Source organism: Pseudomonas sp. OV226 (assembly GCF_003148705.1).
Lineage (GTDB): Bacteria > Pseudomonadota > Gammaproteobacteria > Pseudomonadales > Pseudomonadaceae > Aquipseudomonas.
Genome location: NZ_QGGS01000025.1, coordinates 17,941 through 41,109, shown reverse-complemented (window position 1 = coordinate 41,109; position 23,169 = coordinate 17,941). Strand labels below are relative to the sequence as shown.

31 protein-coding genes, 1 tRNA gene and 1 pseudogene are annotated in these 23,169 nt (G+C 57.8%); 21 read left to right on the top strand and 12 right to left on the bottom strand.

From position 1 onward, the window contains the following. Nucleotides 1–202 precede the first annotated feature (202 nt). Nucleotides 203–2,260 carry a DNA cytosine methyltransferase gene (locus C7534_RS27545; RefSeq protein ID WP_109787696.1) on the bottom strand — a complete coding sequence of 686 codons (2,058 nt, stop codon included), beginning with the start codon at nucleotides 2,258–2,260 and terminating at the stop codon, nucleotides 203–205. A 71-nt stretch (nucleotides 2,261–2,331) separates the two neighbouring features. Here C7534_RS27545 and C7534_RS27540 point away from each other — a divergent pair, with 71 nt between their 5' ends. Then, entirely contained in the window at nucleotides 2,332–3,162 is an 831-nt protein-coding gene (locus C7534_RS27540) for a hypothetical protein (RefSeq protein WP_109787695.1), read from the top strand. 31 nt (nucleotides 3,163–3,193) lie between these two features. Here the strand turns inward: C7534_RS27540 and C7534_RS27535 are convergent, their stop codons facing one another. From C7534_RS27535 to C7534_RS27505, 7 genes and pseudogenes are all read right to left on the bottom strand, one after another. Further along, nucleotides 3,194–3,502, bottom strand: coding sequence for a hypothetical protein (locus tag C7534_RS27535; protein WP_109787694.1), 309 nt, complete (start codon nucleotides 3,500–3,502; stop codon nucleotides 3,194–3,196). Then, entirely contained in the window at nucleotides 3,502–3,789 is a 288-nt protein-coding gene (locus tag C7534_RS27530) for a hypothetical protein (protein WP_109787693.1), read from the bottom strand. Before C7534_RS27530 ends, C7534_RS27535 begins: the two co-directional genes overlap by 1 nt. Before the next feature lie 72 nt (nucleotides 3,790–3,861). Beyond that, complete coding sequence (locus C7534_RS27525) at nucleotides 3,862–4,170, bottom strand: hypothetical protein (protein WP_109787692.1); 309 nt, start codon at nucleotides 4,168–4,170, stop codon at nucleotides 3,862–3,864. Further along, the gene (locus C7534_RS27520; protein WP_109787691.1) at nucleotides 4,167–4,439 is read right to left on the bottom strand and encodes a hypothetical protein; all 273 of its coding nucleotides are present in this window, start codon (nucleotides 4,437–4,439) and stop codon (nucleotides 4,167–4,169) included. Before C7534_RS27520 ends, C7534_RS27525 begins: the two co-directional genes overlap by 4 nt. 248 nt (nucleotides 4,440–4,687) lie before the next feature. Then, nucleotides 4,688–5,572 (bottom strand): hypothetical protein, encoded by an 885-nt coding sequence (locus tag C7534_RS27515; protein ID WP_109787690.1) that lies wholly within the window; start codon nucleotides 5,570–5,572, stop codon nucleotides 4,688–4,690. A gap of 146 nt (nucleotides 5,573–5,718) precedes the next feature. Next, nucleotides 5,719–5,952 (bottom strand): annotated as a pseudogene (locus C7534_RS27510) (response regulator transcription factor); the annotation flags it as partial. A gap of 119 nt (nucleotides 5,953–6,071) precedes the next feature. After that, nucleotides 6,072–6,326, bottom strand: coding sequence for a hypothetical protein (locus C7534_RS27505; RefSeq protein WP_146206201.1), 255 nt, complete (start codon nucleotides 6,324–6,326; stop codon nucleotides 6,072–6,074). 87 nt (nucleotides 6,327–6,413) lie between these two features. On the opposite strand from C7534_RS27505, the gene C7534_RS27500 reads away from it, so the two are divergent. Further along, complete coding sequence (locus tag C7534_RS27500; protein ID WP_109787734.1) at nucleotides 6,414–6,725, top strand: DUF1654 domain-containing protein; 312 nt, start codon at nucleotides 6,414–6,416, stop codon at nucleotides 6,723–6,725. Nucleotides 6,726–7,049: 324 nt separating this feature from the next. On the opposite strand, the gene C7534_RS27495 is transcribed toward C7534_RS27500, so the two are convergent. The 4 genes from C7534_RS27495 to C7534_RS27480 form a co-directional block, all read right to left on the bottom strand. Further along, nucleotides 7,050–7,589, bottom strand: a complete 540-nt coding sequence (locus C7534_RS27495; protein WP_109787733.1) for a hypothetical protein — start codon at nucleotides 7,587–7,589, stop codon at nucleotides 7,050–7,052. 392 nt (nucleotides 7,590–7,981) lie between these two features. Next, nucleotides 7,982–8,170: a hypothetical protein gene (locus C7534_RS27490; RefSeq protein WP_109787688.1), complete on the bottom strand. Its 189-nt coding sequence runs from the start codon at nucleotides 8,168–8,170 to the stop codon at nucleotides 7,982–7,984. 27 nt (nucleotides 8,171–8,197) lie between these two features. Then, nucleotides 8,198–8,401, bottom strand: coding sequence for a hypothetical protein (locus tag C7534_RS27485; RefSeq protein ID WP_109787687.1), 204 nt, complete (start codon nucleotides 8,399–8,401; stop codon nucleotides 8,198–8,200). Between the two features lie 34 nt (nucleotides 8,402–8,435). Next, nucleotides 8,436–9,299 carry a LexA family transcriptional regulator gene (locus tag C7534_RS27480; protein WP_109787686.1) on the bottom strand — a complete coding sequence of 288 codons (864 nt, stop codon included), beginning with the start codon at nucleotides 9,297–9,299 and terminating at the stop codon, nucleotides 8,436–8,438. Between the two features lie 83 nt (nucleotides 9,300–9,382). Between C7534_RS27480 and C7534_RS27475 the strand changes: the two genes are divergently transcribed. The 19 genes from C7534_RS27475 to C7534_RS27380 all read left to right on the top strand — a co-directional run bounded on the left by C7534_RS27475 (nucleotide 9,383) and on the right by C7534_RS27380 (nucleotide 23,145). Further along, complete coding sequence (locus C7534_RS27475; RefSeq protein WP_109787685.1) at nucleotides 9,383–9,622, top strand: hypothetical protein; 240 nt, start codon at nucleotides 9,383–9,385, stop codon at nucleotides 9,620–9,622. A 276-nt stretch (nucleotides 9,623–9,898) separates the two neighbouring features. Continuing rightward, nucleotides 9,899–10,603: a phage regulatory protein/antirepressor Ant gene (locus C7534_RS27470; protein ID WP_109787684.1), complete on the top strand. Its 705-nt coding sequence runs from the start codon at nucleotides 9,899–9,901 to the stop codon at nucleotides 10,601–10,603. A gap of 11 nt (nucleotides 10,604–10,614) precedes the next feature. Further along, nucleotides 10,615–11,394 carry a helix-turn-helix domain-containing protein gene (locus C7534_RS27465; protein WP_109787732.1) on the top strand — a complete coding sequence of 260 codons (780 nt, stop codon included), beginning with the start codon at nucleotides 10,615–10,617 and terminating at the stop codon, nucleotides 11,392–11,394. After that, on the top strand, nucleotides 11,391–12,092 hold the full coding sequence (locus C7534_RS27460; RefSeq protein WP_109787683.1) for a replication protein P: 702 nt from the start codon (nucleotides 11,391–11,393) through the stop codon (nucleotides 12,090–12,092). The genes C7534_RS27465 and C7534_RS27460 overlap by 4 nt, the downstream gene beginning before the upstream one ends. A 192-nt stretch (nucleotides 12,093–12,284) precedes the next feature. Further along, nucleotides 12,285–12,587, top strand: coding sequence for a nuclease domain-containing protein (locus C7534_RS27450; RefSeq protein ID WP_109787681.1), 303 nt, complete (start codon nucleotides 12,285–12,287; stop codon nucleotides 12,585–12,587). Between the two features lie 106 nt (nucleotides 12,588–12,693). Then, a complete protein-coding gene (locus tag C7534_RS27445) occupies nucleotides 12,694–13,128 on the top strand; it encodes a VRR-NUC domain-containing protein (protein WP_109787680.1) in 435 nt (144 codons plus the stop codon). Then, entirely contained in the window at nucleotides 13,125–14,411 is a 1,287-nt protein-coding gene (locus tag C7534_RS27440) for a tyrosine-type recombinase/integrase (RefSeq protein WP_109787679.1), read from the top strand. The genes C7534_RS27445 and C7534_RS27440 overlap by 4 nt, the downstream gene beginning before the upstream one ends. Nucleotides 14,412–14,413: 2 nt before the next feature. Then, a complete protein-coding gene (locus tag C7534_RS27435; protein ID WP_109787678.1) occupies nucleotides 14,414–14,620 on the top strand; it encodes a hypothetical protein in 207 nt (68 codons plus the stop codon). Further along, the gene (locus C7534_RS27430; RefSeq protein ID WP_109787677.1) at nucleotides 14,617–14,931 is read left to right on the top strand and encodes a hypothetical protein; all 315 of its coding nucleotides are present in this window, start codon (nucleotides 14,617–14,619) and stop codon (nucleotides 14,929–14,931) included. The genes C7534_RS27435 and C7534_RS27430 overlap by 4 nt, the downstream gene beginning before the upstream one ends. 33 nt (nucleotides 14,932–14,964) lie before the next feature. Next, nucleotides 14,965–15,642, top strand: a complete 678-nt coding sequence (locus C7534_RS27425) for a hypothetical protein (RefSeq protein ID WP_109787676.1) — start codon at nucleotides 14,965–14,967, stop codon at nucleotides 15,640–15,642. Between the two features lie 106 nt (nucleotides 15,643–15,748). Next, a tRNA-Met gene (locus C7534_RS27420) sits at nucleotides 15,749–15,824 on the top strand. Between the two features lie 310 nt (nucleotides 15,825–16,134). After that, nucleotides 16,135–16,467, top strand: a complete 333-nt coding sequence (locus C7534_RS27415; RefSeq protein WP_109787675.1) for an MFS transporter — start codon at nucleotides 16,135–16,137, stop codon at nucleotides 16,465–16,467. Beyond that, a complete protein-coding gene (locus C7534_RS27410; protein WP_109787674.1) occupies nucleotides 16,464–16,814 on the top strand; it encodes a hypothetical protein in 351 nt (116 codons plus the stop codon). Before C7534_RS27415 ends, C7534_RS27410 begins: the two co-directional genes overlap by 4 nt. Nucleotides 16,815–16,876: 62 nt before the next feature. Continuing rightward, nucleotides 16,877–17,470, top strand: coding sequence for a hypothetical protein (locus tag C7534_RS27405; RefSeq protein WP_256594826.1), 594 nt, complete (start codon nucleotides 16,877–16,879; stop codon nucleotides 17,468–17,470). Nucleotides 17,471–17,630: 160 nt separating this feature from the next. After that, nucleotides 17,631–18,236, top strand: a complete 606-nt coding sequence (locus tag C7534_RS27400; protein ID WP_109787672.1) for a hypothetical protein — start codon at nucleotides 17,631–17,633, stop codon at nucleotides 18,234–18,236. A gap of 82 nt (nucleotides 18,237–18,318) precedes the next feature. Continuing rightward, a complete protein-coding gene (locus C7534_RS27395; protein ID WP_109787671.1) occupies nucleotides 18,319–20,307 on the top strand; it encodes a phage terminase large subunit family protein in 1,989 nt (662 codons plus the stop codon). Nucleotides 20,308–20,345: 38 nt separating this feature from the next. Continuing rightward, nucleotides 20,346–20,615 carry a gpW family head-tail joining protein gene (gene gpW / locus C7534_RS27390; RefSeq protein WP_109787670.1) on the top strand — a complete coding sequence of 90 codons (270 nt, stop codon included), beginning with the start codon at nucleotides 20,346–20,348 and terminating at the stop codon, nucleotides 20,613–20,615. Continuing rightward, on the top strand, nucleotides 20,615–22,267 hold the full coding sequence (locus tag C7534_RS27385) for a phage portal protein (RefSeq protein WP_177412291.1): 1,653 nt from the start codon (nucleotides 20,615–20,617) through the stop codon (nucleotides 22,265–22,267). Before gpW ends, C7534_RS27385 begins: the two co-directional genes overlap by 1 nt. Beyond that, nucleotides 22,267–23,145 (top strand): S49 family peptidase, encoded by an 879-nt coding sequence (locus tag C7534_RS27380; protein WP_109787669.1) that lies wholly within the window; start codon nucleotides 22,267–22,269, stop codon nucleotides 23,143–23,145. The genes C7534_RS27385 and C7534_RS27380 overlap by 1 nt, the downstream gene beginning before the upstream one ends. Nucleotides 23,146–23,169: the final 24 nt, after the last annotated feature.

Below are 23,169 nucleotides of genomic sequence, written 5' to 3'. Positions count from 1 at the left end.
ATTAAAAAGGCAGCCCCTGATTAATTGACGGCCTCTAGGTAAGAGAAACGCTCTTGCCATGGAGATCAATTGAGGGGCTACCCAATGAAACACACGGTTGAAGAAATAATCCGGCAGGTGTTGATCGATCTGACGATCAATCACATTTATCAAGTTATCGAATGGATCTACACGTTTCCATGGCAGGCATGGCTTGCTTGATTTACGCCGCGACCAACTGTCGCTCGGACATACGCCACGGGTCATTGGCCCGCGCGATCGCCGCCATCGGCGGCGGGCTGACGCTGTTGCCGCACATGTGGACCTGTTGAGTCTTGGTGAACGGCTTGCCGTCGGCGCCGTGGCTGATGATGTAGTCGGCGGGGAAGCCCTGAGCCTTGTACAACTCGGCCGGTTGAAGCATGCGCAGGCAGATGTCGACGATCACGTAGGGCGTGCCCTTGATGGTGACGGTGACCAGGCCCAGGCGATCCTTGGTGGTGATCGTTGGTGCTGGCTCGCCGGCGCCGCTCACATTCTCGGTGCCGTAATAGCTGATCAGAAATGCCGCGACGCGCAGGGCGCCTGCTTCAACCTCTGGCGAAAGCTGGAACTCGACCAGCGAGCTCTTGCCGCCGCCACCAGCCGTGATCGTTGGTGCTGGTTCGTCCACTGCCTGGCCAACGCTGGCGCCGAACTGGCGCTCCATGAAAGCTGTGACCAGTCCGTGGTGGGTGCCGCCAGCGCTGATGGTGTGGATCGGATCGTCGGCATCCCGTGCATCGCAGTTGCCGCGTAGGTGCAGCAGGCTGGCGGTCACCAATTGCTGCTGGCTGCCGGTATTGGTAACCGTGGTCATCGGGTCTTCGATGCTCTTGGCGTCGGTGGTGTTGAAGCCGCCATTCATCTGGGCCATGAACACTGTCGAGATACCCATCGCGTGGGCAGCACCGGCCGGGCGCTGGTAGTTGCCACCGCTGGTGATGGTTGGCAGCGGCTCATCGAGCGCCTTGCCTTCGTCCGCAAACCGGAACTTCACCAGGTGCGCTGCAGCGAGAGCGTGCTTAACGCCGCCGGCAACCACGGTGCCGAGCGGTTGATCAAGACCCGGCACCCGGGGCTCCTGTCCGGCGCGCTCGCCGTATCCAGTCTGAATCAGCGTCGGGCTGATCAATGTGAGCTCGCCTCGGTTGGCGCATGTCACAGTCGGCAGCGGGGCGTGCGGGTCGTTAATCCGGTCGCTGCCCTGGTGCATGGCTGGCGCTATGATTGGGCTGGCCATGGCGAACGAACCGCCGCGCGGCCAAGAGGTAACGGTGCGCAGTGGATCGTGCGCCGACTGGACGCTTTCGCCTGACCAGTTCGCGATCGGTACGATACACGGGGCAGCGGCATCGATGACGAACTTCTTCATGCCCTTGGCAATCCGGCGAAGGGTGGCTGGTGCCAATGGCTTGGGCCGGTCGAAGATGCTTTTGCTCGGGATCGTCCAGTCGATGCACTCGGCGGCGGTGCGCCATTTCTGCTGACCCTTGACCGGATGCTTGGCGTGGGTTGGCTCAGGCCAGACAACCGGCTGACCGTCGCAACGGGCAATCATGAACAGGCGTTCCCGGGTCGTTGGCGCGCCGAAGTCACAGGCTTTGATCACGCGCCATTCAACGACGTATCCCAAGTGCTGCAGCTCGGCGACGAAGGTTGCCCAGGTCTGACCGCGCCGCTTCGGATCAGGGACCAGGAACTGCTGGTGGACCGGGACGACCTCGCCCGGCTCGGCAATGGCGCCGCCCAACTTCATTACTCGGCCGGTCGCCTTGCAGCGCTTAGCGATGAGCGGCCCCCACTGAAGAATCTGCTTAACATTCTCCAAGCTGATGACGCGGGGCTTCTTCTTTCCGGCCCACTTCAGGCCGATCCACGACAGATTGCGAATCTCCCGTTTGCGTGGCTGGCCGCCGGCGGCCTGGCTGTGATGCGTGCAGTCTGGCGACATGTGAAACCAGCCTACGGCCTTGCCGCCGCACTCGGTGTCCGGATCACCCTCGAATACGTCGGTGGTGTAATGCACGGCGCCAGGGTGATTCACGGTGTGCATGCTGATCGCCTGGTGGCTGTGGTTCTTCGCGACGTTCACCGCACGGCCCAGGCCCATTTCCAGCCCGGTACCGGCGCCGCCGCCACCACAGAAGAAGTCGACAACGATCTCATCGTCCTGCGTGCTGAAGCCAAGTCCGTATTGTGTTTTGAAATCGAAGGGGTGTTTCTTCTGTTGTGCGGACATATGGGATCCTCGCCGGCTGGCGTTCTATAAGTGGGTCAGGTAGTGTCGTGTCATTTGCGAGGGCAATAGGAATGGCGAAGCTGAAGGAACTTGATAAGGGTTTGCTAGTAGTGGCAGTTGTTGCATTATTTGTGATATTTAGTGTCGCGGTTCGGTATGTTTCAGAGTTTTCCACCAATGTACTTGCCGATCAAGAAAAGTGGGGGCAGTTCGGCGATTATTTTGGAGGAGTTCTAAATCCGATATTTTCATTCTTTGCTTTCATTGCGATTCTTTATACTCTCCGTGTCCAAGTTTCGGCTAATGAAGAAGGAGAAAGTAGACATGATGAACAGTTGAGAGAGCAGCGTCTGTTTCAATTGGTTGGGTTAATGAATGAAAATGCACTAAGTACTAAATTGCGTGTTAAAGGCTACGTGGGATCAATGGGCGATGATTATGCTACAGGACATCAGGCACAGCATCATGCGGCCATGGGGTTAAGGGACGCTCTGTCAACGCGTGTCCGCATTCGTGTGCAGACTCGCGAAGACGACATGGAGGTTTTTTTATCCGCAGAAGAAGTATTCAAAAAATGGAGGAGGTCTAATTGGCCGTTAGTAGGTCTTTATATTGATTCAGTGTTTTTAGTTTTGGGGTTCATACTCAACGAGAAATCGAGCGATGAGTTTAAAGCTTTTTCATTGAAGATGTTAAAGGTCCAGCTTTCTGAAAGCGAACGCCTGTTGCTATGGTATTCATCAATGTTTACAGCTGAGTATTCAGTGTACTTAGGTGCTCTTCTTCTATTTGGTTTCGTTGATGATCATGATGAGTCTCTTGATGATCAGATAAAACCATGGCGATCTAAGATGATATCTTGCAGCGCTATATGGTCACACTCCGAACTTGCCAAGCGCTGAATAGCCACTTCGATTTTTTAATCGATGATAGCTATTCTTCGATGCCGGTCTTGGCGAATTTATCAAGCTGTCGAGACTGCTTTTCTGTCACCACAATTTCAGGTCGCGACATGCTGGCGAAGCTGGCGGACTCTTCGGCGGGCGCAGCGGCCAGGTTGATCAAGAACGTCGACACCGTCTCTTGCCATTCCTCGAACTCGTGACGCTCGCCAAGCACCTGAAGTGCATCAGCCAGCGCTTTCGAAACAATCAGGGTGCGTTTCTCGGCGCCGATCCGGTCGAGTAAGGCTTTCTCCTTGGCGCGCTTGTCACGCTGGATCTGTGCGTTGTCTTTCGCCACTACTTCTTCCTCTTCTTTTTCGGTATGCCCCGACCGTGTGCGAGCCAGCCGGCGGCGATAACCGTGTCACCGACCTCGGCAATCAACTCAGTTACTCGCTCATTTACAGCTGGCACCAGGTCGAACATCAGCGCGCAAGGCACTGTCATTGCGTGGATGGTCTTCTCGCCGCTGGGTAGGGTCAGCCAGACGCTGACGTCCCACCGAATCGGCTTCGATGGCCGGGTGCCTCTCGGCAAGGTGTGGCCGCCATTCGGGCCGATGGTGTGCAGCACTGTCATCGTCATGGCTGAGACCGCTCGGAGGGAGGTGGATGTGTGTCTGTCGTCGGCGCTGGCGCACCTGGTTGTTTAGGCGCCTCACGATGTGAACTTGAATCCGTTCTCGCGGGCGATGAGGCGGGCGCGCTTGGCTTCCATGCCGTACTCTTTGGCGGCCTTGGCGACTGGTGTGCCGGCCTCGGCCAGTTCCTTCAGCCTGGGTGCGATCTTGTCCCGCTCGGCGCGCAGCTTGTTGGTATGGGCGGTACCGAACGTGTTGTCCTTAACGCCGCTTACGCCCGGGGCGACTTCCTGCACCGATTTGCCGGTGCCGAAGTAATGTTCCAGCTGCTGGTTCAGAGTCTCGATGATCGACTCACGCGGGTGGGGCATCGGTACGCCGATCACTGCGCACCTCCGGGGAGGCGATTGGCCTTTGCTTCAAACTGCATGGCGAGGTCGTGAGCAGCCTTATAGTCCTGGCGGAAGGCGCGAGTCTTGCCGGTGGTGAGGTCGACGACGCGGAACATGCCAACGCTTTCGCCCGTGACCTGGAAGCGCACCGGTTTAGGTGGCATCTGGCGACTGGTACGGCCGAAGAACGCGGCGCGTGCGGCGTTGGTTTGTTGCAGCAGCACACCGAGTTCGTCGATGCGCTCTTGAAATGATGGATGCATGGGTGATCCCTCGGTGTGTTGGAAAAACCTTTCCGAAAAGGTGCAATTTGTTTCCGGTCTTTTGTGTCCCTCTGCCCACTCATTGAATGGGCAGAAATGATGCTATCGAGCGAAGCGGAACCACATCACCATGCCCAGGGCGAGGCCGGAGATAACGCCAGCCAGGTACGCGACAGAAATGATGTGTAGAAAGCTCGCTCCCACAAGCAGGCCAAGGCCTAGCAGCATTGCGGTGAGCAAGCGACTGATCACCGAACCACCTTCACTACGCTGTTGATGCCCTTATCCACAGCGCGGCGGACTTTCTTCGCTTCGTCTGGCTGCATGCTTTTCAGGTAGTCGTTGTTGAACACGATCTGAGCGCGCAGGCAGTAGGTGTCAGGCTTGCCCATCGTAGAAGTGTCCAGGCCGCTTTGGCCTTCTTTGTCGACAACGCAGTGGGTGTAAAGCGGGTTGTTGTTGGCGTCCTTGGCGTCTTCGAACGAACTATCGTTAACCTCGCCGATGAGAATCTGCTTGCTGAAGTCGGCGGTGATGTCGTTCGGGATCTTCCCGGCGCGACCGATGTACAACATGCCGGCGATCTCAATGCGCACACCGGCCTTCGTGACATAGCCCTGTGCGACTGCTTCGGCCGCGCTGTACCAGTCGTCAAACTCGACGATGCGCGCGCCTTCGTAATCCTTGTCGGTCTTGATCCAGTTGCGGACCGTAACCAATGCCCCGGATCCCGACACCGCAGCGAAGGCGTACTTCGCCGCCACACTGTCTTTTTCCATCTTGCCGAAGTCATCGACACCGGACTTACCGTGTAGCCAGTAGATGACCTCCTGGTGTGCATCGCTGACCTTGAGGTCGGCCGGCATCGGCAAACTGATCACCGCGTCGTTCTGGATAACCGCAATGTCGCAGGCCCCGTCCTTCAGCTTCTCGGCATTCTCAACCGAGCCGCCGGTGTTGATCACCTTCACCTCGCCACCGTCCTGCTTGGCGATGGTGTTGCCGATGCTGGTGGCCAGGCTTTCGTAAAAGCCGCCTTCACCACCGGAGCAGAAGCGCAGGGGAGGCGGTGCCGCGCTGGCGATCGCTGAAACACTCAGCAGCACAGCCAGCAATAACGCTTTCGATTTCATGGGTGTTCCTCTGGGTTGGGTGACATCCCGATGCACCCTGTCGCCAAGGTGCAGCAGTGATGCTTTGCCGTCGTTTACGCGATAAAAACACCATCAGTAGATTCCCCAGCTGGGCCTTGAGGATTCGGGCAGTCAGCCAGTCCAACGATTATTTCTCGGCGCATCGCCTCGGCGACCAGTGCGGTTTGGCGGTGAACACCCAGCTTGAACATTGCGTTGGATATCCGCTTGACCACTGTCCCAGGTTCAACATCGAACGCCCTGGCGATCTGTTTGGCGGTCAATCCCTGGGCAACTGAAAGCAGAAACTGAAGCTCTCGACGGGCAAGGCCTCGGCCGAGATGGCCGATCCATGTGCCGCTTTTGATTGTTGATTCCATGCTGTGTACCTCTCGGTTGATTTCCCAATGCACCCGGAGAACCAGGTGCATCAGTGAAACTGTCCGTCCTATTACCGCCGGAGGGGCGGTGCGCATTGCTTGCCGGGTCATTCACACGGTTATGGCGTTTCACCATCGATCAGCCGTACAGGGTTGTCCTGTCGTTGGCAGGCTTTCGGGCCTGTCTGTTCGCCGGTCGCCGGTAGAGGCAATGCGGTCTGTTGTTTGTTGCGCTGACTGTTAAAGAGCGGTGTCTGGTGTTCCTCGCGGCGGTGTATCGCTGCGTTGAGTGAAATATGAACCAACAGTTCATATTTGGTCAAGTACCAGAAGTACATATTTTTATAAAAAGCACATTGCTGATGGAAATCCACACCTGACGCATTTGGGGATTTACCGCTGTGGACCGCTTCGCTATAGTCGTCTGATACTGGATGCATATACAGCAAAAGGGGAGTGGGATGGCAAAGCCGCAAAAGCAGTCAAAGCAGATCGTTCGTCAGGAAATCACCGGAATAGAACGGCTCGGCCTGCGGGTCTCTTCGATGATCAATCACCCGGTTGCTCAGACTCAGCGCTGGGTGACGATCCATCGCCTGGACACGGATGGTGACCGGGAGTGGGAAGAGGTGATGGGGCTGTTAAACGAGACGGATGGCATAGACATGACGTTCAACGACGACGAGTCGGTGACGTTGAAGTGGGAGGCGAGCACCGATGAGGATCGACCGGTAGAGGTGATGGAGCCAGTGGAGGAGCCGGCGCCTTTCTGAAGGTCAAAAAAATGGCCCGCGTGTGGGCGGACCTAATTGGGATTCTTCAAAGGAGTGCGAGCAATCTGCGCTCGATTCTGTGAGCGCTTCGTGAAAAGCATATTGCAGAAACGAACGGGCCGATCAGTGACGGACCAGGCTTTCAAAAGGGTGGTAGCCGGGGAGGGCGGAATCAGGACGAAAAAAAGCCCGCATGAACGGGCAAAAAAACAGTTCGCTGATCCTTCAGCAGTCTCGTGGTCAGTGTAGATCCTACGAGGGAGGGCGCAAGGCTAGAACGAAAAAGCCCGGCACAGTGGCCGGGCTTTGGTGATGCTTCTGCGTTTAAGCTTCAGATGTATCCCAGTCGAACCACTGAGCTGATGTGCGCTTGAACCAGCCGAGTTTACTTACATGCTTGTCCGCTTGATCTTTTGGGTACATGGACCTGATCACATCGTTACGAGCTAAAACCTCTAATGCTGACAGTGTTGGTGGTTCATCAGCTTCGATACGGCGAATCTGGCTCCTGTAGTGACGAATCTTCGACATGAGAGCCTGCTGATCATCGGCCAGCATTGCAGCCTCTATGTCCAAATAGCGCTTACGAAGATCGTTGTGCAGCCAAGCGCGCTGGCCTGTACCTACAACCAGGTCAACTGCTGAGGCCAATGTAACTATGAGAGCTGACGCACCGATCAGATAGGCATTTGAGCTCGCAACCAACGATGTGACAGTTGCCGATCCGAAAACTACTCCAACAAAGGCGGTAAACCTACCCCAGCGAAGGAAAAACGCTCCTCGCCGCATGTGGTAGCGAATATTGCGCTGAACATAAAACCCTAACTCGTGAGTTTCTGTTTCTTGCTGGGCGGTTTCGTTCACTTCAAGGATCTCGACGTGGCGGAGGCGGAATTGGCCGGCTCTCTGAGATATTACCTCCGCGACCACTTTCCTTTGTAGGCCAGCCATCCTGCGTAGGCCTCGAGGGAGGGCTTGTAGGGCGCGGCGGAGGACTTGGAGGATTCTTTGGCTTGTCAGTCATTCGAGTGTAACCCCATTTTGGTAAGTAGCTGATCGCCGTCCGCGGATGGCCTCCGGCGTATTGTTTTTCTTGCTGACTACTACAAATCCCTGCTGCCTCACCTATTTGGTTCGTGTTATTTGCCCGCCCTTGACCTCATTAATGCGACACCCAGGAGGTCGCGCTTGAGGTCTTGCACTGGCTTATTGAGTCCCATCATCACTCCTTGCAAATCGCTGCCACCCCAGGTCTTTCAGCCGGTCATAGCAATTCTCAGCCCCACCGCCGCCTCAACAAGCTTCTGCGCCTGCATTGCGACAGCCCTAGCCCGCTCGGTATCCCCGGCTTCTTTGAGCGCTTTAGTCAAATTGAGCAGATTTTCCACCTCAGTCTCGATGACGCGGATTGACTTACCTATCGGGTATTGAAGTGTGTGCGCCATGCCATCAACCCTCGTTCCAGACGGTCTTCAATGAAGAACTCTGCGACTTTCGCCGATCCTGATTCGGTCCAGCGCCCGGTTTAATGCGTCTAAGGCATCGAGGAGGGCTTTCGCCTCAGATTCTCGGCCATCACCCCACAGACGCTCAGCCATTTTGTTCAAGGCTTGGATAGAGCGCTCTATCTCAGCGGCGGTCACCGCAGCCTGACTTTCCGGCTTTTTCTTCGGCATTTTCAGAACTTCTGATACACAGGCCACAATCCAGCTACACCAGGTTCGCATTCCAGACCAGCAGCACTCGAGCCTGGATGAAGGTCTCATCGGCCCTGATCGTCTGCGGCGGATGCCTATCGTTATCGGAAAGCATCTTGATCTGATCATCGCCGATCCACTGAAGGCGCTTGATGTAGAGATGACCTTCCCAAGAGAACATGTAGATCCCGTCGCCCACGAACTCCCGGATGCTGACGTCTACCAACAGCGGGTCTCGATGCTTAATCGTGGGCGCCATGGACTGGCCCCATCCTGTCACCATCTTCAGGTGGAAGTGCTCTTTAAACTCAACACCCATCTCGCGCAAATGCTGGGGGCTGACACGCACATCCTGGAACATCTCGGGGTAGTCGTGCGGAATCTGCCCGCCGCCCATCGCGGCTCGGACGTCGTAATGTGCAATCCAGACTTCATCACCCGCGACACCAGGCCGGTAATCGATTTCAATTGCACCGCCGCCTTCATCTGCTTCAGCGACCGCAAGTAATCGTCTGCGAGCATCGTCAGACAGTCCTTTACCTTGCTTGGCAAGCATGTTCCGAACGATATCCGCCGCTGAAGGTGGGGTACTTTCAGTTTCGCCACTACCGACTTCTGCAAGCTTTGAAAAAGCGGGCTCGTTACCGGAACCATGCTGCAGCCACTCGATTTTTACGCCGAGCGCATCCGCAATAGCGCTCATCTTGGCAGGCCCTGGCAGAGACTCACCATTCAGCCATTTGCTTGCAGCCTTCGGCGTCACTTTGGCGATTTCAGCCAGTCGAGCACCTGCCCCCCACTGATCAATGCCGTGGGCGGTTAGGGCTTTTTTTAGCCGGATGACGAAAGCGGCGCGGATATCTTCGATATGAACCATAGGTTCAATATCGCATGCCCTTGCATGTACTTTCAGTTCCGACATAATATGTACTGTAAGTTCATATTTGACTCGGAGGCCATATGCGGCCGCTCAAGAAATCGATTGATGATGCCGGGGGTGTTCCAGCCGTGGCCCTGGCCTGCAAGAAGACACCACGAGCCATCTACAAGTGGCTTGTCGCGAATGCCTTGCCGCGCACTGAGTACACCGGTGAAACCCAATACGCCAAAAAAATCGCCGAATTGGCGGCAGCTAAAGGCAAGCCTTTTGATGTCGGCTGGTTGCTTGCCGAGGCGCACCCAAAAAAGGCTGTGGCATAGCGGGGGCTGTGCCTACCACCGAAAACACCATGGAGCGATTGGAAGCCATGCAGCACCACCTCGATTTACTCAAGGAAGACCTTGAAGGGATTCGGGAAGACCTTCGAAACACTGAGAAATAGCCTGAAGGTCCATTGGCGTCAGTATCGGATTTAGCGGGGATTCGAGGTAGTGCACCGGAATGGCTGTTGATCCATCCAGTACCCAAATAACAGACACAAAAAAGCCGGTGGCTAGACCGGCTTCTTTAAAACTTACAACAGTTGAGGGGCCATTATGAACACGATCGTCGCTCCAAGCAATACGGTCACCATGTCGAGCAGGGAGATCGCCGAACTCACCGGCAAGCAGCACAAGGACGTCCTCCGGGATATCCGAGTGATGCGCAAGGCCCTTGCAGACGATGGCGCAGATTTGCGCCATCTCCATGAGGTCAAGGATGGGCGTGACTACACCGCTGAATTCCACCTGGACCGCATCCTGACTGAAACCCTGTTAACTGGTTACAGCATCCCGCTTCGTCATCGTGTCGTGACACGTTTAAGCGAGTTGGAAAACGTGTCGCGACAGGCTTTCACAATCCCTAAAGATCTTCCTTCGGCGCTTCGACTCGCCGCATCTCAGGCCGAACAAAGTCTCCAGCTTCAGCATGTGATCGATAAGCAGACGCCGAAGGTCGAAGCGCTCCAGCGCTTGGCCAGAACCCAGGGTGACGTTTGCATCACCACTGCAGCTCAACTTCTCGGTGTTCGTCCGACAAAGCTGTTCGCCTGGCTGAATCAGAATCGCTGGATTCATCGTCGCACCGCCCATTCAAGCTGGGTCGCGTATCAGCCTCGGCTGAACACCGGCTGGCTCAAGCACAAGCTGATCAAGGTCGGCGGCGGGGAAGGGCAAGACATCAAGGTCGTCGAACAAGTGATGGTGACCCGTTCGGGCATCGTCACGCTGGCGGAACAACTTCAAGGAATCACGTTGTGAGCGTTCAAGCAATGTCATGGGCGCTCTCTCTGCCCACGCAATCCCTCAAAGACCCAAGTGCACGTCACGTGCTGCTCTGCTTGGCCAATTACGCTGGTTCAAATGGTGCTGGCGCCTTTCCGTCCGCCTCGACTCTTGCGCAGGACACCGGTCTTTCCGAGCGAACTGTTCGTTACAAATTGGATGACTTGGAAAAGTCCGGATTGATCCTTCAGGGCAATCAGGCGATCGCCGCCGTTTACATCGGCCGTCATGACCGCCGCCCAGTTGTCTACGACCTCCAACTATCACGGGGTGCAAATCCTGCACCCCGTTCAAATCGGGGTGCAAATGACGCAACGGGGTGCAACTCACAACAGAGCGGGGTGCAGCCTGGAACAGAACGGGGTGCAGCCGCTGCACCCAATACATCAATTAACCATCAAGGAACCGAACAGCAGCAGCGGCAGCCGATTGCCGATGTGATTGCTGAACAGGATCAGGCCGCTATCGAGGCGCTGGATGATCGCCAACGCTTCGCCATGTTCGCCGCTTGGTCTCCGAACGAGAAGGCACTCGCCGACCAGCTTGCGATTGCCAAACTCCCCGCCGAAGTCATCACTGATCAACTGCTCGAAACGTTCATGGGTTTCTACGTTGCCCGCCCAGCATCAGTCCAGAGCGCAGCTGGTTGGTGCTTCGAACTGGTCAAGTGGGTGAAGCGAGACAAGACCAAAAACGCCGGTACCGAAGCGAAGACGGATGAGTTCGACGACACCAACATCGAATGGATGAAAGGTGGTGCCAAATGAAAATGGTTTCCACGGTAGCGGCCCAGGCCATGACCAAAGTTCGCCACGGCGAATTCATCGAAGCGAGCACCGAGGTTTCGGCGCAGGCCCAGCAAGATCAGGCTCGCGAAACCGGCAAGGTGATCAACCAGCTATTTCGCGAGCTGCGTACGATCCGCACGGCTTGGCGCCAGGCGTGGCCGGACAAGAAGGCCTACATGGAATCAAAGGCGACCTGGCTGCTGGCTTTCATCGAGAACGGTATCTGCACCCAGGAGCAGATCGACATCGGCCTGATCCGTTGCCGCGCCGAGCCGTCCGACTTCATCCCGAGCCCCGGCAAGTTCATTCAAGGCTGCGTGCCGACGCCGGAAATGCTCAGCCCGCCATTGCCGAGCGTGGAGACGGCTTACAAGCAGGCCCTTCGCAACTGCCATCCAACGATGCACGGCATCGCGAAGTGGTTTCACCCGGCCGTCTACCATGCGACCGCGGCCGCCGGGTTTAACAGCCTGCCACTGCTCAGTCGTGATCTGGGCTTGATCAGTTTCGAGAAGCGGTATCTGGAGCAGGTTCGCAAGGTCTGGATGGGGGAGCAACTCGGCCCGGTGCCGGTAGCGGAGTTGGCCGGTCCAGCATCAGAGCGCACCCCGGAGGTAGGCAATCAAGCATTGGCGGCGCTCCGCGCGCAGCGGTCGGGAGGTGTTACTCGTGCCTGACTCTCGCCTCGCTCCGACTAACCCCGCCGAGTACCACTTCGCCGTGCACAGCTGCGGTTACAAATGGGAGCAGGGCCTCCAGCCGGACCGCGCGGTAGCGTTGTTTGCGGACTCGGCTGCAGCTTTGCGATTCGGAAAGTCAATGTGGTCGACCACCTTCGAGGTAATCGACATCACGACGGGGGAACGGGTATGCGCGTGACCTCGAAAAAACTCCGAGCCTCGGCCAACGGCCAAGAATGCACTGTTCGCGCACCTGGTGCCTGCAACTTCGATCCGGCCACGACGGTGCTCGCTCATCTGCCTTGCGGGCAGAAGGGCATGGGTATTAAGGGCTTCGACACCGTCGCCGTCTACGCATGCAGCGGCTGTCACGACGTCATTGACGGCCGCGCCGCCGGCGAGATCGATTGGCAGGACATGCCGCGCGCCATCGCTGAAACACACGAGGCCTTGATCCGGGCCGGAATCCTTACCGTGAAGGGGGCTGCATGATCGATCCACGAACCCTGCTCGTCCTGATGATTCTCGCCTCTTGGGCGCTTTATGAAATCTGCCGACGCCTCGATGATCGGTACCGGAAAGCGCGGGGCGACCGCAAATGAAGTCCATTGCAAAGCAGTCGCCCACGCCACCGAGAGCCAGAGCCCCGCGCCTTGATCGTGAAGGCATCGAGCAGGCGGCTCTGATCTCTGAGTTGCGCGCCCGGATGCCAAAGGTGGCTGACCTGATCTACCACGTCCCAAACGGCGGTCACCGTCACAAATCTGTTGCCGGAAAGTTAAAACAACAGGGCGTTGTGGCCGGTATTCCTGACCTGGTGCTGACCATGGCACGTGGTGGGTACTTCGGTCTGTACATCGAGTTCAAGGCTACGCCGCCGAATGACGCGGGTGTCTCAGCGGAGCAGCACGAGCGCATTCGAAAACTCAACGAACAAGGCTACTTGGCGATCGTGTGCCGGGGGCATTTCGAAGCGGTAGAAGCAATACGTGACTACCTCCGTCTATCCCCAACTGTCGTGGTGATCCAATGACTATGACAGTGGCCTTCTCCGATGCCGAAATTCGCCGTCGTGCCGATGATCCGGCCGCCGTGCTGATGCGTGACCCTCGGCACCCAGGTCTTTACTTCCGCTTCACTGAGGCTCGTCCGCGCGGAACGTGGAGTCTGGTCGTTCGCAAGAAGTGGAATCGGATCGGCGCCTATCCCGACCTGTCGGCGAAGGCCGTGTTGGCTGCGCTGCCTGATCTGCGTATGCGGCTGGGTTCGGATCCGGAAGCGGGTGCGGCAGTATCGCCCTGGGCAACGTTGGGCGAGTTGCTGAGGTGGTACGCCGACCGTATGAGCCGCGACCGCAACCTCTCTGACAAGCGTAAGGCCACGGGTAAGTCAGCGATTGTTTGCCACCTGATACCTCGCGTGGGTGATCTACCGATAGCCGATGTTCGTCACGGCACCCTCGACACCCAGCTGATGTGGCCGCTTCAGGAGACGTTGTCGCTGGAGTTTGTGCGGCTGATTTTCGGCTTGCTGGTGGTCGCCTGTCGTCAGGCTCACACGCTGGGCCTGATACCGACCAACCCTATGACCGGCATCAAGTTCAGCGACTTCTCCAAGACCAAGATCAAAGCCAAGCCGGCGCGCCTTCGCGGTGTGCAGATCGAGGCGCTGCTGAGCCAGTTGCATGACCTTTTCGAGTCCGATCCACAGCCGGCCATGCTCGCGCTGATGATGCTCTGCCACGGCACGCGCATCGGTGAAACCCGCAAAGCCCAGTGGTCGCACATCAGCCTGTCCGAACGCACCTGGTATCTGCCGGTGGGCAACACCAAGACCCGAGTCGAGCACTCGCTCCCACTGACCGATCAAGTTTGCACCCTTCTAATCCGGTACCGCGCGGCGCAACAGGCGAGCCATTACGACGGCGATTGCCTGTTTCGCTCCCGCAGTGGAAAGGGCATGAGCGAAGGCCAGGCCAGCGCCGTGTTCACCGGGCTGGGGCAGGGCGAGTGGAGCAGTCACGACCTGCGCAAGTTGGCCCGTACCGGCTGGGCAGATCTCGGCATCGACTTCCTGATTGGCGAGATGCTGATCAACCACGCCATGGGCCACAACGTGCAGGCCTACATCCATACCACCGTTGAAGAGCGCAAGCGCGCAGCCCTTGAGCTGTGGCACGGCCATTTAGACGGCAAGGGGTTTTCCCTGATTCACGGGTTGGAGGAAGGTAGAAACGGAAATTCGGGTAATCCGCTGGAAGCCACAGAACAGAAGGGTTGCGAGGCCTTTCAAGAATCAACCATAGGCGAGGTTTAAAAATGATGATTTTAGTCGATCCACGCCGTCATCTGGCCGTTCAGCCTGGCGATGTCAGCTCGATCAGCATCACCAGTGGTGTCGAGGGTGGGAAGGTTTTGGTGCTGTTTTTGGTGGGTGGGCAGGAGCTTCGAATTCATTCAAGAAATGAAGACGGCTTTCTGGACCTGCACGCAGTTCACAAACAGCTGATGGAGGCCAGCAAATGAAGAAGAGTCACGGACCAGCTTTCCGTCGTGAACTCAAGCCGCTGATGGAGTGCAGCACCTGTCGCGGTGCTGGCAGTACAGAGGGTGTCTTCCACCGCCTCGACTGTCTGGTTTGCAATGCATCCGGCTGGGTTTGCCGCACCACTGGTGACGCGATGCCGTTGGAAGAACTGGTACCGCAACTGAGCATGAAGCTGCGCAATGCGACCGCCGAATTAGCCAGGGCAAGGCAGGCACAGGGCGGGGCCCACGAACAATATGAACAGAACAACCGCCGCGGTGCCGGCGCATCGAACTACACCGGCGACTGATCGCCGTTCTAATTTCTGCTGGGGAGAGTCACTATGAAACTGATCGGAGCGCGCCAAGCCTGGACCGACTCGCAGCATGAGTCGAATGCCTCAATATCCGCCGTAGCCATCGACTCGGCCAAGTCTGCCACCATCGCCAGAAGAGCCAGAGCTCGCCAGCATGAGGTGGTGTTTGCCGCCATGGGTGAGGACAAGGAAGAGCGCATCAAGGTCGCCCGCCAGAAGATCAGCATCAGCGAAACTCGCCGAACACCGATCGGTCGATCCACGGCCCGAGCGGCACACCTGACAATGATGGGTAAGGTTCAGCGCGCCATCGGCACGTTGCCTTTTCAGGTGCAGCAATTCGGGCACTTCCTTTACCACCCGTGCCTGACCATGCAGCACGTAATGAATGCTGTGCTGTTGATCACCGCCAAGGCTCAGCTCCCCGATCTGACCTCGGCCAAGCGTGTGAAGGCTCAATACCTGGTGACGCTGGCATTGCAGTCGTACAAAGCTGAGGTCACCGGTGCCGCCGAATGGGGCCCAGCCCGGGTGGCTGCTGAAATGAATGCTTTCTTCGGTGTATCGATCGAGCCGAAGCACTGGAATCGCGACTGGTTAGAGTTGTGGGAATCACTGAAAGGCGTCATCAAGGAAGTGGATCTAGAGGCCCAATCACCGGTATGGCAGTTGATTCACGCGGAGAAGGAAGAATCAGTAGCGTAATCTGTTGACATGGTGGGGGTTTGCAGTTAATTTTCCCACAGTGCGCAACTTACCTCCAACGCACACTCCTTCCAGAACCCGGCCCTTGAGCCGGGTTTTTCGTTTTTGCGTGGTAGAGCAGCGGTCAGCTCGTTGGGCTCATAACCCGAAGGTCGTCGGTTCGAATCCGGCCCTCGCAACCATTTCGATCCACTGTAGCCAGGGCAGCCTTCGGGAAGGCCTGGACACTGATCAGCCGGTCGTGCAGTGCTACGACAAAACACCGGCAGCCCGTGCATCCAGACCCTAACAGTGCTTGCTGGATGGCACGCGAGCGAACGACGAGACTGGTGCATTTGGGTGCCAGCGTTGCGAATCTCTTCGGCGGACGGCGGGAAAGACCGCACACCTATTCAAGGCCTCGACTCTGCGTCGGGGCTTTTTCGTTTTTGGGGTTATCCCCTCGGCCTTGCAGGCCTTTTTCTCAATCATGCCAACAGCGGAGTCGAGCGCATGGATTTCCTATACCGCCTGCTCGACAGGTTGGATTCATGGTTTGTGGCCGGCTTGCTTGGAGCGGTCGCTGCAAGCTTTTGGCACAAGGACGACCTGGTTGATCGTAAAGCCTGGGCGATCTTCATTTTCTCCGGCGCAGTGTGCGCACACTACTTAACTGGCTTGATCAGCGCCTATTTGGGTGTGGTGGAGCCACGAAGTGTTGCGGGGATTGGATTCTTGCTGGGGACCTTTGGCGGGTCGTTGATTGCCGCAATCACGCGAGCAATCAAAGCCGCCGACCTCTGGGCGTTTATCCGCCAGCGGTTTGGAGGAGGTAATCCACCATGAACTACGAACTGATCAACTCAATAGCGTGTGGATTGATCGCGCTGTGGGCTCTCTGGTGTGTTCTGAGTGGCAAGGTGAGGGATGGCATTCTCGGGAAGTTGATCTATTCCGCGATCGCGATCAGTGGTTTTGTGGTGGTGAATCGTGAACAGAACATTTTCATTGGCCCCACTGCGGCTGGTCTGACGTTGCACGTATCGTTAGCCCTTGCCGGTGCTCGGCACATCTTCATGGTCACGTATTGGCAGCGCGTGAAAGCGTGGCTCTGCAGGATGTTGAACTGTGAGCACTGCATGGGGTGCGAGAAGACGAAAGCCCCGGATAAAACAAATCAGCCTAAGTTATAGGCGCTGCAGCTGAGCGAGGATCCTTCATGTCTGGGCCAATCGGAATATCCGTCAGATATGACGTGAAGGAACTGAGCAAGAAGCTCTCAGCGCTGGCCTACAAGCAGATAGGTTATGCGACAGCCGTTGCATTGACTGCCATCGCCACAGAGGTTGCGGATGATGAGATCGATAACATCGCATCCACATTCAAGCAGCCTCGGCCATTCACACGGAACTCGTTGGGTGTCCAGGGTGCAAGGAAGGACACGCTGACGGCGACCGTCTATGTCAAACCCATCGCGGCCAAGTATTTGGAGCCATACGAAACTGGTGGCTCGCACGTTCTGTCGGGTCGTGCATTGCTCAACCCGAAGAACATCAAGCTCGACAAGTACGGGCAGTTGCCTCGCAAGGTGCTGGAGCGGCTGAAGGCCCGACCCGATGTGTTCATTGGTCCAGTCAAGACCAAGGCCGGAATGGTCAACGGTGTATGGCAGCGGATACCGGCGAAGAAGAAGATCGCGGCACATCTCAAGCTGCTGATCCGATTCGGCGACGCGTTGGCCGTGACCAAGCACCTGAACTACCGCAGTCGCGCTCAGGCACTGGTCAACCGACGCTTCAACATCGTGTTCAGCGAGGCCATCGGGCACGCGCTCGCGACCGCACGGTGAGGTTCCCTTTTTGCACCATGGTGGTGCGCTTTGGCGTCCCCGGGAGGGGTACCCCCCCCATGTTGGGTCCCTCTGCGCCCTTCTGGCATCGAGGGCATTGCGCGCCTCGCTGCTCCCCCAGCTATGAAGTCTCAAAGGTGTTCGCACCCCGGGCCCGACAATGAAAGAAGGCATCTCCATTCGCGAGTTCGCGAGACGCGAAGGCGTGTCCGACACGCTGGTTCGAAAAGCGCTGAAGCTCAATCGCCTCGTGGCTTTCGCCGATGGCTCGATTGATCCGACGCTGGCCGGAAGCAGCTGGCGTGAAGGCAATGCGAAGGCTGCGAACAGTGCGAACCCAAATGCGAACCCAGCGGTTCGCAGTTCGCAGGTTGCGCCGCGCGCAGCCAACCTCGTACCGGTCGAGGGTGAGTCGCTCGAAGAGCAGGCGTTGTGGTTGTTGGAAAACGGCGGCGTGGCCGCCCACGACTATGCCGAGGCCCTGCGCCGAAAGGAGAACTACCTGGCGCTGTTGCGTCAGCTCGAGTACGAGCAGAAGTCGGGCGCCCTGGTCTCGTTGGAGATCGCTGAAAAAATACTATTTGAACAAGCGCGGGCATCACGTGATGCCTGGCTCAACTGGCCTACCCGTGTTGGCCCACTCTTGGCCGCGGACCTTGGGCTTGAGGCTGATCGTGTGGTCGGAGCATTGACGGAGTATGTCCACAAACACATCAGCCAACTCGGCGAGCCAGAAATTGAGGTCGAGTTCGCTAACGAAACCTGATCGCCTGGTTCTCGCTTATCGCCAAGGCTGGACGCCGCCGCCGCGCATCACTGTTCCCGACTGGGCAGATCGGTACCGTCGTTTGGCCAAAGAGGCCGGTGCGATTTCCGGCAACTGGGAAACCTCCACCGTTGAAGTCGCCCGCGGCCCGATGATGGCGGTGACCGAAGCCGGTGTGCACGTCATCACGGTGATGGTCAGTACCCAGCTTTTGAAAACCGCGCTGTTGGAAAACATCTTCGGCTATTTCGCGCACCTTGATCCGTGCCCGATGCTATTGCTGCAACCCAAGGAAGCGGCCGCCGAGCAGTTCTCGAAAGAGCGCATCAGCCCACTGGTCCGCACGACACCGGTTCTGCGCGCCTTGGTGGGCAGCGGCAAGACCCGCTCTTCGGATGAGACCCTGCTGTACAAGGCCTTCCCCGGTGGGTTTTTGGCCTTGGCCGGCGCCGGTAGCCCGGACAACCTGGCGCGGCGTCCGATCCGCATTCTGCTGAGTGACGAGGTCGACAAATACCCGATTACCCGTGAGGGCGATCCGATCATGCTCGCCGAAGAGCGGACGGCCAGCTTCGGGGCCAACTGGCTTTCGGTACGGGCCTGCTCCCCGACAGTGGAAGATGAGTCGCGGATCGAGAAAAGCTATCTGGCCTCCGATCAGCGCCGCGCCTCTGTGGCGTGTCCAGCCTGCGGGCATCGGCAGTTTCCCGAGTTTTTCAAACACGTCCATTGGCAGAAAGATCCGGACACCGGCGCTCACCTGCCGAAGACCGCGCGGATGTATTGCGAGGGGTGTGGCGATCAGTGGTCCGAAGGTGACCGACTCAAGTCGTTGCGCAGCATTCGCTGGCATCAGACCAAGGTCTTTCAGTGCTGCGGTGATCGGCATCAGCCGTTGGAGCAATACGAAGCCTCTTGGAATCTCGACCGTGTTGGTGCCGTAGAGCGCGTGTGGACACTTTCCGAAAGCCCTCGGCATTCGGTTTATCTGGCGCGCTGCCCAACCTGTGGCAGTCACCCGGTTGATAACGAACACGCGGGCTTCACCGCGTCGAAGCTGTACAGCCCCTGGTCTAAAGACAAGCCGGCAGACATCGCCCGCAAATGGTTGGCCTGTGGCGACGACGAGGACATGAAGCTCGCCTTTTACAACACGCAGCTTGGCCTTCCGTATCGGAAGAACTCCGGCCGGGAGATCCAAATCGAAAGCCTGGCGGCGCGCTGTGAAATCTGGGCCGCCGAGGTGCCCGACGGGGTCGCGTTGATCACTGTCGGTATCGACTGCCAGGACTATCGTCTTGAGATGGAAGTCATCGGCTGGGGCGTCAATGAAGAGTCCTGGTCGATCGATTACCACGTCATTGAAGGCGAGTTTGATCAGCCGGAAACCCAGGCCTTGCTCGATGCGTACCTCAAGCGTATCTGGTACCGCGCCGACGGTTACGCCTTTCCGGTGATGGCCGCCTGTTTTGACTCCGGCGGTCACCATACGCAGGCAGTGTATGCCTTCTGCAAGGCGCGCATCGGTCGCCGAATATGGGCGATCAAAGGCGAATCGGCGCGAAACGGCAAACGTTCTCCGGTCTGGCCGACGAAGGTTCCAAGCCGGCGCAGCAAGGCCACCTATCGGCCGGTCATGCTGGGTGTAAACGCGGCTAAAGACACCATCGTTACGCGCTTGATGAAGGACAAACCCGGGCCGGGCTACATGCACTTTCCGGTCAGTCGAGACATCAACTACTTCGCCCAGTTGACCGCTGAACGATCGGTGGTGAAGGAAACCGGGGGCGTGAAGTATCGCGTCTGGGAGCCTCGTCCAGGCCGCGCAAACGAAGGTCTCGACTGTCGTGTGTACGGATATGCCGCGTTGTGCGGGCTTCTGCACATGGGCATCAAGCTGAATAAGCTGGCGGAAAAGGTTAATGCGCTGATTGGTGTTCCCGTTCATCGCCCAGAGCCGGAGCCGTCAGTTTCGCTGGATGAGTCTGAATCTGATGGCAAGAAAACCGGCCCTCAGATCATCCCGTCGAAACCCGCCAAGAAAAAAACGTTGGCCAGCCGGCTCGCGTAAAACTCCCCGCTTCGGCGGGGCTGACCTGGGGTTATCCCATGAGCCGTTGTGGTCCAAACAGTAGTTTGCTGGCGGGCATTTCCCGGGAGTCCTTGCAGGTGTCGTTGCAGAACGCGCAGCAGGCTTACATCCAGTTATCAACGGGCGGAAAGATCGAGACCGCTACGTACACCCAGGGTGATGGCTCCAAGAGCATCACCTACACGCGAGCCAATATCGCCCAGCTGGCAAACATCATTCTGATGCTGCAACAGCAACTCGGAATTGTTTGCCAGGCCCGTCGACCTATTACATTCAGGTTCAAGTGATGAATAACCCTGTATCGATTGTTGGGCTCGACGGCAAGCCGATCCAGCCTCTGCGGCCGAGCCGGGGAAAAGCGCTTGCACCTGGTGGCGGCGCACCCTATGACGCTGCGGACATTCGCGGCGAGCACGTTGCTGGTTGGAACCCGGTCCTTGGTTCGCCCGATGGCGAACTCAACATGTACCGTGATCGGATCGTTTCTCGGGTCCGTGACTTGGTTCGAAACGACGGCTGGGCTTCGGGTGCGGTTACTCGCATCCTCGACAATGCCATTGGCGGGCACTTCCGCCCGTTGATCAAGCCGGACTGGCGCGCCCTGGCGGCGTACACCGGGAAAAAAGCGTTTGACGCCACGTGGGCGCATGAATTTGCGCAAGTCGCCAGCGCGAACTATCGGAGTTGGGCGTTCGACACCGGGCGCTACTGTGATGCGCAGCGTTCGCTGACCATTACTCAAATGATGCGTCTGGGGTTTCGTCACAAGCTTATCGACGGTGATTCATTGATGCAGGCATGTTACATCCCGGATCGGGTTGGCCTTGGCCGTGCACGCTACTCGACGGCCATCCAACTGATCGACCCTGACCGGCTGAGTAACCCGCAACAGCAGTTCGACTCCACTTCATCCCGTGGTGGCGTCATTCTCGATCGTTTCGGCGCTGCCAAGGCGTACTGGATTCGCAAGGCCCATCAGGGTGACTGGTGGGCAGCCGCTGATAGCGTGACCTGGGAGCAGATCCCACGGGAAACCGAATGGGGTCGGCCAGTCATCATTCATGATTATGACCATGATCGTGCGTCCCAGCACCGCGGGGGCTCCGGCATTTTCGCGCCGATCCTGCAGCGCATGAAAATGCTCGCCAAGTACGATGCGGTCGAGTTGGACGCCGCGGTGATCAACTCGATTTTTGGTGCCTACATCGAAAGCCCGTTCGATCACAGTCTGGTGGCTGAAGCGGTCGGTGAGGGTGATGACATGTCCGCCTATCAGGACCAGCGGGCCGACTACCACGACAGAAAGAAAACCATGCTGGGTGAGTCGAGGCTCCCAATTCTGTTCCCGGGTGAAAAGATTCATGCGGTTACTGCTACGCGCCCGAATGCCAACTTCGCGGGATTCGAAAAATCGTTCCTGAACAACTTCGCCTCGGCCACCGGCTTGTCGGCGCAGCAGATGTCGCACGACTGGTCGGACACCAACTACAGCTCCGCGCGCGGTGCTCTGTTGGAGGCGTTCAAGACCCTGACGCGTCGCCGTAACGATTTTGCCAATAACACCGCCCAGCCGGTGTTGGGCTGCTTCATGGAGGAGTCCATGGAGGTCGACGACTATCCACTGCCACATGGTGCTCCAGAGTTCATGGAATGCCGGTCGATGTACTCACGCGCTGAATGGATGGGCCCTGCAAGGGGCTGGATCGATCCGGTGGCGGAGAAACAAGGCGCCGTACTGGGCATGGACGCGGGGCTTTCCACGCTTCAACAAGAATGCATGGAGCAGGGTCTGGACTACGAGGAAGTGCTCGAACAGCGCAAACGTGAAATCGACAAGTTCAAAGAACTGGGCATCCCTTGTCCAACATGGGCTGGCATGCAGATCCCGGGCGGATACACGTCGGCGGATGAAGCCATAGAGAAACCGAGGCCTCAATAATGCAATTTGGACATCTTGCTCAACGGCTCTTCAATGTGCCGGTAGCGATTCGGCCGGAGAAAGCTGAGGTCATCATGGCCGCCCTGGCCGAGCGAATGGGCATCGGCCGGATGATGCGGGTCAGTGGTGATGCCATCGACTTGACACCCCTCGCTTTGGAAGGGGATGGCTACAGCTACGCCGATCGGGAGTCGCGCGATACCGGTTATGACCTGGTCGGGAACGTGGCGGTGATCCCCATTCACGGCACCCTGGTGCAGAAGACCGGGACGCTCAGGCCATGGAGTGGCATGACGGGTTACGACGGGCTGCGCCAGGCGTTCTTGACCGCTCTGTACGATCCCAAGGTCGAGGCTATCGTGCTGGACGTTGATTCGCCGGGAGGCGAAGTTTCCGGTTGTTTCGATCTGGTCGACACCATTTACAGCGCTCGCGGGGTCAAGCCGATCTGGTCGATCCTCAATGAATCGGCCTATTCAGCGGCCTATGCCTTGGCCAGCGCGGCTGACCGGATTTACGTCCCGCGCACCGGGGGCACCGGGTCTATCGGCGTGATCTGCATGCACGTCGATTTTTCCAAGGCGCTGACCTCCGCCGGCATCGAGGTGACGTTCATCACCTACGGCGATCGCAAGGCTGACGGTCATTCCGAGATCCCGCTGTCGGCGCCGGCGCTGGCGCGGTTCCAGGATGACATCGACACCATGGGCGAACTGTTTGTGGAAACCGTCGCCCGTAACCGAAACATCGCGGCCAGTAAGGTTCGCGCAACCCAGGCTGGCACCTACCTCGGCGCCGCCGGTGTTGCTGCTGGTTTGGCCGACGCTGTCGCGGCGCCCGACGCCGCTTTCCGGGCGCTGATTTCCCAGCTGGCCTAGCACCAACCATTCAGAGGATTGACC

Excerpts from the sequence above, each read along its gene's own strand:
- C7534_RS27530 (WP_109787693.1), bottom strand. The coding sequence starts at position 3,789 with ATGACGATGACAGTGCTGCACACCATCGGCCCGAATGGCGGCCACACC.
- C7534_RS27385 (WP_177412291.1), top strand. The coding sequence starts at position 20,615 with ATGAATAACCCTGTATCGATTGTTGGGCTCGACGGCAAGCCGATCCAG.
- C7534_RS27430 (WP_109787677.1), top strand. The coding sequence starts at position 14,617 with ATGAAGAAGAGTCACGGACCAGCTTTCCGTCGTGAACTCAAGCCGCTG.
- C7534_RS27500 (WP_109787734.1), top strand. The coding sequence starts at position 6,414 with ATGGCAAAGCCGCAAAAGCAGTCAAAGCAGATCGTTCGTCAGGAAATC.
- C7534_RS27450 (WP_109787681.1), top strand. The coding sequence starts at position 12,285 with ATGCGCGTGACCTCGAAAAAACTCCGAGCCTCGGCCAACGGCCAAGAA.
- C7534_RS27480 (WP_109787686.1), bottom strand. The coding sequence starts at position 9,299 with ATGGTTCATATCGAAGATATCCGCGCCGCTTTCGTCATCCGGCTAAAA.
- C7534_RS27380 (WP_109787669.1), top strand. The coding sequence starts at position 22,267 with ATGCAATTTGGACATCTTGCTCAACGGCTCTTCAATGTGCCGGTAGCG.
- C7534_RS27410 (WP_109787674.1), top strand. The coding sequence starts at position 16,464 with ATGAACTACGAACTGATCAACTCAATAGCGTGTGGATTGATCGCGCTG.
- C7534_RS27515 (WP_109787690.1), bottom strand. The coding sequence starts at position 5,572 with ATGAAATCGAAAGCGTTATTGCTGGCTGTGCTGCTGAGTGTTTCAGCG.
- C7534_RS27435 (WP_109787678.1), top strand. The coding sequence starts at position 14,414 with ATGATGATTTTAGTCGATCCACGCCGTCATCTGGCCGTTCAGCCTGGC.
- C7534_RS27400 (WP_109787672.1), top strand. The coding sequence starts at position 17,631 with ATGAAAGAAGGCATCTCCATTCGCGAGTTCGCGAGACGCGAAGGCGTG.
- C7534_RS27425 (WP_109787676.1), top strand. The coding sequence starts at position 14,965 with ATGAAACTGATCGGAGCGCGCCAAGCCTGGACCGACTCGCAGCATGAG.
- C7534_RS27520 (WP_109787691.1), bottom strand. The coding sequence starts at position 4,439 with ATGCATCCATCATTTCAAGAGCGCATCGACGAACTCGGTGTGCTGCTG.
- C7534_RS27545 (WP_109787696.1), bottom strand. The coding sequence starts at position 2,260 with ATGTCCGCACAACAGAAGAAACACCCCTTCGATTTCAAAACACAATAC.
- C7534_RS27415 (WP_109787675.1), top strand. The coding sequence starts at position 16,135 with ATGGATTTCCTATACCGCCTGCTCGACAGGTTGGATTCATGGTTTGTG.
- C7534_RS27470 (WP_109787684.1), top strand. The coding sequence starts at position 9,899 with ATGAACACGATCGTCGCTCCAAGCAATACGGTCACCATGTCGAGCAGG.
- C7534_RS27465 (WP_109787732.1), top strand. The coding sequence starts at position 10,615 with ATGTCATGGGCGCTCTCTCTGCCCACGCAATCCCTCAAAGACCCAAGT.
- C7534_RS27460 (WP_109787683.1), top strand. The coding sequence starts at position 11,391 with ATGAAAATGGTTTCCACGGTAGCGGCCCAGGCCATGACCAAAGTTCGC.
- C7534_RS27490 (WP_109787688.1), bottom strand. The coding sequence starts at position 8,170 with ATGGCGCACACACTTCAATACCCGATAGGTAAGTCAATCCGCGTCATC.
- C7534_RS27475 (WP_109787685.1), top strand. The coding sequence starts at position 9,383 with ATGCGGCCGCTCAAGAAATCGATTGATGATGCCGGGGGTGTTCCAGCC.
- C7534_RS27485 (WP_109787687.1), bottom strand. The coding sequence starts at position 8,401 with ATGCCGAAGAAAAAGCCGGAAAGTCAGGCTGCGGTGACCGCCGCTGAG.
- C7534_RS27540 (WP_109787695.1), top strand. The coding sequence starts at position 2,332 with ATGGCGAAGCTGAAGGAACTTGATAAGGGTTTGCTAGTAGTGGCAGTT.
- gpW (WP_109787670.1), top strand. The coding sequence starts at position 20,346 with ATGAGCCGTTGTGGTCCAAACAGTAGTTTGCTGGCGGGCATTTCCCGG.
- C7534_RS27445 (WP_109787680.1), top strand. The coding sequence starts at position 12,694 with ATGAAGTCCATTGCAAAGCAGTCGCCCACGCCACCGAGAGCCAGAGCC.
- C7534_RS27440 (WP_109787679.1), top strand. The coding sequence starts at position 13,125 with ATGACTATGACAGTGGCCTTCTCCGATGCCGAAATTCGCCGTCGTGCC.